Raw genomic sequence first — 8876 nt, forward strand, 5'->3', positions numbered from 1 at the left:
CTAGCCGGCCTGCACTCGCTCGAGCGCATCGATATCGATCTTGGTCATCTGCAGCATTGCCTTGAAGGCTCTTTGCGATATCGCGGGATCGGGATGACTGATGAGATCGGGCAAGACGGTGGGAACGATTTGCCAGGAAACGCCGTACCGGTCCTTGAGCCAGCCGCACCGCTGGGCGGTTTCATCCCCGCCCGCGGACAGCCGCTCCCAGTAGTAGTCGACTTCCGCCTGGGTTTCGCAGCCGACCTGGAACGAGACGGCTTCGTTGAACTTGAACATCGGGCCACCGTTGAGGGCGGTGAACGCCTGTCCCTCCAGTCGAAACGCCACGACCATCACCGAGCCTGGGGGCCTCCCGTGATGTTCGTGACCGGCTTCGCCGTACCGGGAGACCTGAGTGATTCCCGAGTCGGGAAAGATGCCGGTGTAAAACGCGGCGGCCTCTTCGGCCTCACGGTCGAACCACAGGCAGGGGGTGATCTTTTGAAGCTTAGACATAGCGGCCTTCCGGTCTGAGTGTCTCCTCGATCGGCCGTACCTCGATGCTCCCGAGACGGGCCGAGGGCCACCTCGAGGCGATATGGAGGGCCTCGTTCAGGTCACGCGCCTCGATCAGAAAGAACCCGCCGAGTTGCTCCTTGGTCTCCGCGAACGGGCCGTCGGTGACCGACAGTCTGCCGTTGCGCACCCGCACGGTCGTGGCGGTCCGGACGCTTTGGAGCGCATTGGCGGCGAGCAGGTGGCCGCTCTTCTGGAGTTCGTCCACGTAGGCGAGGGTCTCGCCCCGGAGGACATCCCACTCGTCTCTGGAAAGGTCGTTAAGCGTCTTTTCCTCTTCGTACGCCAGACACAGATATTTCATGGTTTACTCCTCGCTGGTATCGGTCAGCCGAACAGCTTGCGTGCGGCTTCCTGTAATTCGTCCGGACTCACGTCCCGAACATGGGTTCCAACCGACCAACGGTGGCCGAAGGGATCTTCGATCTGGCCGTACCGGTCGCCCCAGAACATGTCGTCGACCGGCATCGTGATCTTGGCCCCGGCGGCGGCGGCACGGGCGACAAAGGCGTCGGCGTCGTCGACGTAGAGATGGATGACGACCGGCGACCCCTTGAGGGCTTTCGGCCCGACCGAGCCGCAGTCGGGGAACTCGTCGGCCAGCATGACGGCCGAGTCGCCGATGCGGATGCAGCCGTGAACGAGCTTGCCCTGCTGGGTTTGCACCCGCATGAGTTCCACGGCGTCGAAGGCTTTCTTGTAAAACGCGATGGCGTCCGCGGCGCCCGCGCAAATCAGATGGGGAGTGACGGAATGCATCCCGTCGGGTATGGGTTTCAGGTTCGACATGGCGAATGCTCCTCTTGGTTACGGGTCAAACGTCCGGCTTCCTGAGGGTCTCGACCTGCTGAAGCCAGGCTCTACAGTGAGTCGAACGGGAGGCGGCGAAATCGACACCTCCCGACGATTTTATTGCCGGCGTCCAAGCATTCCGCGCATCCTTGGTCTCGGTGAAGATGCCGTCCCCTCTCAGTGGCTCCCTGCCAGGGCTTGCATTTCGTCTTCCCATAGCAAACCGGGGAGGGATTCCGGACTTTAATCCCCCAGCTTTGCGCCGTCAGTTCCCGATTTTCCAGGAGTAGCGCACAACCGGGTCGAGGGTGGGGCGGCCGCGTCGCCGGCATCTGTGACCATCCCGCGGCCGGTGCAGGCGTGCGTTTCAAACGGCTGTGGTAATGTCAAAATTTCCTGACTTGTGCTGTATCCTGAATAAGCGGAAGCTTGGCTTCGCGCGCCGCGAAGCCGCTTCAAAGACTTGTCTGGATTCCACAAATATTAACCATACGGAGAGATAGGCAGTGAGAAGGTCCTTAGATTTGGGATACGGGGTCGTGCTGGCACTCGCAGCGGGTGCGGTCTACGCCGGCGATGTCGCGGCCGGCAAGGCGAAATATGAGAGTTGTGTCGAGTGCCACGGCCGAGGGGAGGAGGACGCTGCCCCCAATGTTCCCAGCCTGGCCGGAAAGGATGCGAATTACATCAGAAAGGTGCTGAATACCTACAAGCGATGCCGCCCGGACGACTGGCTCCCTCCTTGCGGCGGTTCTGAAGAGCGCATCCAGCCGTTCGGCTGGGAGCACCGGTCCAAGGATAGCGATTCGATGCGGGAGATCGCTTCGGAACTGAGCGACTCGGATATCGACAACATCGCGGCCTACATCGCGACACTCCGGAAACCTTGAAGACGCCTCTCGCCGCGTCGGCGCCGGCCGACGTTTCGCGTTTGCCGTGCCCTATGCCGCAGCGATGACCATCGCTGCGTGTAGCGGCCGTAACGAAGCCTCAGGCCGCGCGCGCCCGAGCGGTAGCCTTGCTCCCTCGGCGTCCCGGATTTCCCCCAAGCCGTCTTCCGGCTCAAATCGCGGACGGAGAGGTGAGAACATACCTGAACGGTCATCGCCTGGCCTTGCTTTGGCTGGACGCCATGACGAAAGATGATCCGGGCAACCCGGGAGTTCCCCGTATTGCTCCTGCGCTCCTCCCGTTGTTGAATAACGGGGCCCGAATGATGAAGGTGGAGGACGGACCATGCCGATCAATACCTTGGAGTCGTTGCCCTGGCGGGGAAGCCATCACGATTTTTGCCGCGAGCGGCTCGAATCGCTTCTGGAACAGGCCGGCGTCCGGATCGACGGAGACCGGCCGTGGGATATCCGGGTCCACGACCCGGCCTTTTTCCGGCGCATGTTCGCCGATGCCTCGCTGGGCCTCGGTGAGTCCTATGTGGACGGCTGGTGGGACTGCGACCGGATCGACGAGTTCATCTGCCGCGTCGTCCGCGCCGGTCTGGCCGACCGCTTCCGCTCCTGGCGGGACGTCGCCGCCGCCCTGCAGGCCCGCCTGTTCAACCTCCAGCACGCGGCGCGGGCGTTCCACGTCGGCCAGCGCCATTACGACATCGGCAACGATCTCTACAGCCGCATGCTGGACCGGCGCATGATTTACAGTTGCGGCTACTGGAAGAACGCCGCGACGCTCGATGAGGCCCAGGAGGCCAAACTGGACCTGGTGTTCCGCAAGCTTGGGCTGGAGCCCGGCATGCGGGTGCTGGACATCGGCTGCGGCTGGGGCGGAGCGGCGAAGTTCGCCGCGGAAAAGTACGGGGTGGAGGTCCACGGCGTCACCGTTTCCGCGGAGCAGGCCCGATATGCCCGGGAAATCTGCCAGGGCTTGCCTGTCACGATCGAGCTGAAGGATTACCGGGACATCGACGGACGCTTCGACCGCGCCTATTCCCTCGGGATGTTCGAGCATGTCGGCTGCAAGAACTATGCGACTTATATGAAGGTCGTGGCGGACCGTCTTGCCGACGACGGTCTGTTCCTGCTGCACACCATCGGCATCAATACCTCGGACAACCACGGCAATCCCTGGGTGGAGCGCTACATCTTCCCCAATTCCATGCTCCCTTCCATCGCCCAGATCGGCGCGGCCACCGAAAACCGGCTGGTGATGGAGGACTGGCAGAACTTCGGTCCGGACTATGACCGGACGCTGCTGTGCTGGTGCGACAGCTTCGAACGACACTGGCCGTCGCTGCGCCCCCGCTACGGCGACCGGTTCTACCGGATGTGGCGTTTCTATCTGCTGAGCTTCGCCGGTGCGTTCCGGGCTCGCTACATCCAGCTCTGGCAGATCGTGCTCTCGCCCAAGGGACTTCCGCAGCGCTACGACGCTCCGCGTTGAGCCGAAGGATATCCCCCGGCCTTCAGTCTGCGATCGGCGTTGGTCGCAGGCTGAAGCCCGCTCCCCCTATCGAACCCGTTCAACTGCAGAATCAAGACGGTGAGCCCCTCTTCTCGCCCCTCCCGGCGACTCCCCCCTCCAAGACCGGCGCCCCACAACGGGTAACGACCGGCTCATGTCACGCAACCGCAACACAAATGTAATTTCCAAGTCATACCTTCGTAACAAAACACGGCTACTTTTGCGCACTCATCTTCTGACGGGACATTCGGCGGTTATGCCCCATGTGTCCCGATGGGATTTTTGGGCGGGGGGAAACCGGCCATCGGGAGCGTCAATGCATCGTTCACTACGGATTTGGCCGGCTTTGAACCGCCGGGTTTGCGTGGCGAACAAGATTTTTTCCCATTTACGGAGAGTGCGAAAACCATGAAGAAATTGCGAGCGGTTTTTCTGGGCACGCTGGTGGCCGCGGGGCATCAAGCCCATGCGGCCATCAACGACGGAAAGTTCGGTGCGCCGGGCGAGTTGTTCATCTCGATCCTGGATGTGGACGGAAAGAAGTCGTACTACAAGGACCTCGGCGTCGATATGGTCCAGTTCATGAACGGCCAGGGCTGCCTCGACGCCAATCTGGCGCAGGATCCCAACTTTGCAGCCTTCGCCGGCAAAGACAACCTGGTCTTTAACATCGCGGCGGTCAATCCGTTGCTGAAGGATGCCAGCAACATGGCTCAATGGGGCTATCTGGCCACCTCGAGCCAGGGCAAGGACAGTTTCAGCGCCAAATGGAACCTGATCGACAATGCGATCCAGAAGATCCAGGGTTACATCGCCGCCCTCAACGTCGAGCCGTTCGAGAACAAGCCCGGGCAGGCGGCGGAGAACAAATCGGGTGTGTTCGGTCCCGATGACCTCGCCTATCACGGCAAGGGCACCTGGGGTCCCACCATGGGACAGGGCGTCAAAGGCAACACCGAGGGCAAGCCGGGCGCGGAACTCGAGTTCTATTTCGTCAACAACTCCACCGGTGATTCCAAAGGAGAGAATGTCTCCAAGCTGGGCGCGTGGAGCCTGTCGAGCGCCGGCGCGTTGAACTACAGCGGCACCGGCACCTCGACCCTCTGCTCGGGATCGGGCAACAAAGCTCCGACGGCGGTCATTGCCAATCCGGCTCAGACGGTCGCGGTGAACACCCCCGTGACTCTGGATGGCAGCGCCAGCACCGACGCCGACAACGGCCCGCAACCATTGTCGTATGCATGGAAACAGACCTCCGGTCCTACGGTCACGCTGACCAGCGCCAATCAGGCGAAAGCGAGCTTCACGCCTGCCGAGGTCGGCAGCTACGGCTTCCAGTTGACCGTCAGCGACGGCGCCGCCACCCATACCGCCCAGGCGACGGTCACGGTTGAAGGCGGCCCCGCCGGACCTTCCATCCATATCAACGCACCCAATGCCTGGAAGGTGAAAGGAAAGCAAGCGATCTCTTGGACCGCCACCGAAGTTCCGCCCAACAAGCTGGTCAATATTGATTTTTCAAAGGACGGCGGCTCCAAATTCAAGAAATTGAAGAGCGTCGCCAACAAGAAGGGGCAGACCTTGTGGAAACCGACCAAGAAGCACATCACGGAACAGGGCGTACTCCGGGTTTGCGTCAAGCCAAGCAAAAAATCTCCATTCGTCTGCGATCAGATCGACATCACGGTAGAGCCCTAACCCAGCAAGGCACTGAACTGAAAGGCGGGCCGGCAGCCGCGGTTGCCGAGCCGCCTGACTTCACAACCCAATCTCTCTCAAACAGACAGGAGTTAACTCATGCAAGTCAAAAAAATCGCTGCAGCGGTTGCGGCAAGCTCTTTGGGATTCTGCGGTCAGTCATGGGCATTGGAACCCGGCGCGTCGCCCGACATCGAAATTTTCATGTCCGGCGCATCGGCACAGGATGGCAATGTCAGGCAGTTGTTCGAAGAGCTTTGCGTTGGGGGAACGCTCGATGTTTATCTCGACAACTCGAACCCCTCCAGCCCCGGTTCCGCACACACGGCCATCTTTTGCCAGATCGACTCGTCCAAAGTGACGGGGCTTTCCGTCAACAACCCCAAAGTGCTCTTCCACAAGCGCTCGGCAGGCGGTTCCGCTCAAGGCGTGGGCCCCGTGCTCGACGAGCAGGCGATCGACGCCATGGCGATCAACAACGGCAACTGTGAAAAGGGTGCGGCGAACGGAAACTGGCTGTGCCGGACTTCGCAGCCCGGCGACCTGGTCAAGAAGGTATCCGACGCCGGCGTCTCGGACGTCAATCCCGAGCTGTTCCGGGGCATCAACACGCCCGATGGCGTGGCCCCAGTGGATCCTTCCAAGATCGCGCAGCGCCTGGACGTCGTTTCGGGTGGTGGCCTGGTGTTCAACACCCCGGTGACCAAATCTCTGCGTGACGCGCTGCAGCGCGCCCAGATCGACATGGGCACGCTGGATGCCGATTGCGAAGGACAGGACACCGAGCGCTGCATGCCCAGCCTGAGCAAGCAGCAGATCGCGAGCCTCCTCACTGGCAACATCGGCAAATGGAGCGAAATCAAGGTCGTCGACAAGGGTGGCCAGCCAAAAGGCGACTTGACCCAATACGCCAACGGCTCGATCACAGATGACAAGGTTACGATCTGCCGCCGCGTCAACGGATCGGGCACCCAGGCCACGACCAATGCAAAGCTGCTCAACGCGCCTTGCACCGACAGCGCGGTGAGCCCCGCCTCCACTTCCAACCCGCTGGCTGGTCCGATCGTGGTGCTGAACTCGGGCTCGGGCAATGTCGACACCTGTCTCGACGACTTCAACCAGGGTACCAACAACAGCAAAGCGAATACGGCCGGCGCCAAGGCCTGGGCCATCGGCGTTCAGAGCACCGAGCGCAATGCTGACCTCAAATACAACTATCGATTCATCGCCATCGATGGCGTTGCGCCGACGCTCGCCAACACGGCAAGCGGCCATTACCTGGACTGGGCGGAAGTCACCTATCAGTGGCGCAAACCCGCGTACAACGGTCCGACCGGCGACAAGCTGAAGCTCATCCAGAAGATCGCATCCGATGCCGGCAGCCCCAGCATCATCGCCAAGAACAATGCCAAGTACGCGCATCCGTTCGGGCAGGGCGGTTATCTGGCAGCGACCACCTCGGGTAATTCCGCGCCTGCGGACGGAAAGTTCGACGCGAACAATCCGGTCAACCCCTATACCCACGCGCCCGGCCTGTCCCTGGACAACTGCCGCGTGCCGGTGATCGACAACAACCAGCCGAACCGGCTCTGATCGAGCGGGTCGGTAGCGGGGCCGCGCGCGGCCCCGCATCCCCGCAGCGGGGGCATGAACCGGCGTTCCGAAAGGGACGCCGGTTTTATCGCTATTTCTATTTGTTATTTTTATTTGTTGATATATATCGCCATATAATGGCAAAGCTTGTCTCTCTGGTATCGAATGGATCACATGCAAGAAACAATGTCGCGGAGCCGCACCGGTATCCTTGCCGGCTTTCCCTTCTGTCTTGCCTTGGCTGCATCCCTGGCAAATGCCGACCCGGCCGGCAACGCCGCCGAGGAGGTTGCCCCGCCTGACGCGGCGGCCGGGCAGTCCCCGGCTTTCGACGTCTGGGAGTATCGGGTCGAAGGTAATTCCGTGCTCGATCAGAGAGTGGTCGAAAAGACCGTCTACGGATTTCTGGGACCGGGCAAGTCGATCGGCGACGTCGAAAGCGCGCGCGCGGCCTTGGAAAAGGCCTACCACGACGCCGGCTATTCGGCGGCGCTGGTGGACATCCCCGAACAGGACGTCGACGAGGGCGTGGTGATCCTCAAGGTCAGCGAGGGCAAGGTCGACCGGCTGAAAGTGACCGGATCGAGATATTTCTCCCTCGGCCATATCAAGGAAAAAGTGCCGGCACTGGCCGAGGGCCAGCCGCTCAATATGCCCGCCGCGCAGGAGCAGCTTAGCAAACTCTCGTCGGAGAATCCGGACCGCACCGTGACGCCCGTCATGCGCGCCGGCAACACGCCCGGCACGGTGGAGGTGGAACTGGCGGTGGACGACCAACTTCCCCTGCACGCGGGGCTGGAATTCAACGGCCGCAACAGCGTCGACACCAGCCGCACCCGGTTGATCGCCTCGGCGCGCTACGACAACCTCTGGCAGTTGAACCACAGCGCCTCGCTGCAGTTCCAGATTTCCCCCGAAAACACGGACAACGTGCAGGTCTGGTCGGGCACCTACGTGATGCCCATGGACATCTTCGATTCCGACGCCCGCATGGTCTTCTACGGCATCGGCCTCAATTCGAAAAGCGGCGTGTCGACGGTCGGCGCCCTCAATGTGGTGGGCGACGGTGAAATCTTCGGGCTCCGTTGGATCAAGCCCCTCCCGCGCCTGGCGAAGGATCTCGGGCATTACGCGACCATCGGCTGGGATTACAAGAACTTCGGTCAGGCCATCCTGTCCGACACCGACACCCTGATGACGCCGATCAGCTATTCGCCCTTCATGGCCGGCTACGACGCCAGCCTCGGGTACGAGGACGGATCGTTCAGCCAGCTCAACCTCGAAACCCATTTCCTGTTCTGGGGCGATTACCAGGAATTCGAGGACAGGCGCTTCGGCGCGACCCCCAACTACGTCTACCTGAGAGGTGACGTGAGACACCGGCAGATGCTGCCGGAGGACCTGTCCATGCAGGTGCGGCTGACCGGACAGGTCACCAATGTGCCTCTCATCAGCAACGAGCAGATGGGGGCCGGCGGCATGTTCAGCGTGCGCGGCTACCACGAGGTCGAACGGCTGGGCGACAACGGCGTCAACGGCTCGCTCGAGCTCTACAGCCCGGACCTCGGCAAACATCTTTACGAAGGCATGGGGCTGCTGCGGTTCCTGGTCTTCGGCGACCTCGCCTACCTCTGGGTCAAGGATGCATTGCCCGACCAGCCCCAGCACTTCAGCCTGGCCAGCACCGGCGCCGGATTCAACATCGAGCTGTGGCGAAAGCTCAACGGCACCCTGTTCTGGTCCTATCCCTTCACCAGGACGGAAAGCGTCGCGGTCGGTGAAACCCGCGTCGATTTCCGCATCGCTTACGATTACTGACC

At 61.6% G+C, this 8876-nt stretch carries 8 protein-coding genes; 5 read left to right on the forward strand and 3 right to left on the reverse strand.

Going from position 1 to position 8876, the window contains the following annotated elements; genetic code table 11:
• From ABZN20_RS19025 to ABZN20_RS19035, 3 genes are read right to left on the reverse strand one after another with little or no spacing between them, the layout of a single operon-like run.
• Positions 1–498 carry a VOC family protein gene (locus ABZN20_RS19025; RefSeq protein WP_367026272.1) on the reverse strand — a complete coding sequence of 166 codons (498 nt, stop codon included), beginning with the start codon at positions 496–498 and terminating at the stop codon, positions 1–3.
• The gene (locus ABZN20_RS19030) at positions 491–862 is read right to left on the reverse strand and encodes a YciI family protein (RefSeq protein ID WP_218805951.1); all 372 of its coding nucleotides are present in this window, start codon (positions 860–862) and stop codon (positions 491–493) included. The genes ABZN20_RS19025 and ABZN20_RS19030 overlap by 8 nt, the downstream gene beginning before the upstream one ends.
• Positions 863–885: 23 nt before the next feature.
• Positions 886–1347: a VOC family protein gene (locus tag ABZN20_RS19035; RefSeq protein WP_218805952.1), complete on the reverse strand. Its 462-nt coding sequence runs from the start codon at positions 1345–1347 to the stop codon at positions 886–888.
• A gap of 542 nt (positions 1348–1889) precedes the next feature.
• On the opposite strand from ABZN20_RS19035, the gene ABZN20_RS19040 reads away from it, so the two are divergent.
• The 5 genes from ABZN20_RS19040 (at position 1890) to ABZN20_RS19060 (ending at position 8874) form a co-directional block, all read left to right on the forward strand.
• Positions 1890–2240 carry a c-type cytochrome gene (locus ABZN20_RS19040; RefSeq protein ID WP_367026273.1) on the forward strand — a complete coding sequence of 117 codons (351 nt, stop codon included), beginning with the start codon at positions 1890–1892 and terminating at the stop codon, positions 2238–2240.
• Positions 2241–2586: 346 nt separating this feature from the next.
• A complete protein-coding gene (cfa, locus tag ABZN20_RS19045) occupies positions 2587–3744 on the forward strand; it encodes a cyclopropane fatty acyl phospholipid synthase (protein WP_367026274.1) in 1158 nt (385 codons plus the stop codon).
• Positions 3745–4038: 294 nt separating this feature from the next.
• On the forward strand, positions 4039–5463 hold the full coding sequence (locus ABZN20_RS19050; protein WP_367026275.1) for a PKD domain-containing protein: 1425 nt from the start codon (positions 4039–4041) through the stop codon (positions 5461–5463).
• 204 nt (positions 5464–5667) lie between these two features.
• Positions 5668–7056 (forward strand): hypothetical protein, encoded by a 1389-nt coding sequence (locus ABZN20_RS19055; RefSeq protein ID WP_367026276.1) that lies wholly within the window; start codon positions 5668–5670, stop codon positions 7054–7056.
• Between the two features lie 174 nt (positions 7057–7230).
• Positions 7231–8874, forward strand: a complete 1644-nt coding sequence (locus ABZN20_RS19060; RefSeq protein WP_367026277.1) for a ShlB/FhaC/HecB family hemolysin secretion/activation protein — start codon at positions 7231–7233, stop codon at positions 8872–8874.
• Positions 8875–8876 lie beyond the last annotated feature (2 nt).

Source organism: Methylococcus sp. ANG, from assembly GCF_040730495.1.
In the GTDB taxonomy this organism is placed as follows: Bacteria; Pseudomonadota; Gammaproteobacteria; order Methylococcales; family Methylococcaceae; genus Methylococcus.

Coding starts and splice junctions, on each gene's coding strand:
- ABZN20_RS19035 (WP_218805952.1), bottom strand. CDS start 1,347: ATGTCGAACCTGAAACCCATACCCGACGGGATGCATTCCGTCACTCCC.
- ABZN20_RS19060 (WP_367026277.1), top strand. CDS start 7,231: ATGCAAGAAACAATGTCGCGGAGCCGCACCGGTATCCTTGCCGGCTTT.
- ABZN20_RS19050 (WP_367026275.1), top strand. CDS start 4,039: ATGGGATTTTTGGGCGGGGGGAAACCGGCCATCGGGAGCGTCAATGCA.
- ABZN20_RS19025 (WP_367026272.1), bottom strand. CDS start 498: ATGTCTAAGCTTCAAAAGATCACCCCCTGCCTGTGGTTCGACCGTGAG.
- ABZN20_RS19055 (WP_367026276.1), top strand. CDS start 5,668: ATGTCCGGCGCATCGGCACAGGATGGCAATGTCAGGCAGTTGTTCGAA.
- cfa (WP_367026274.1), top strand. CDS start 2,587: ATGCCGATCAATACCTTGGAGTCGTTGCCCTGGCGGGGAAGCCATCAC.
- ABZN20_RS19030 (WP_218805951.1), bottom strand. CDS start 862: ATGAAATATCTGTGTCTGGCGTACGAAGAGGAAAAGACGCTTAACGAC.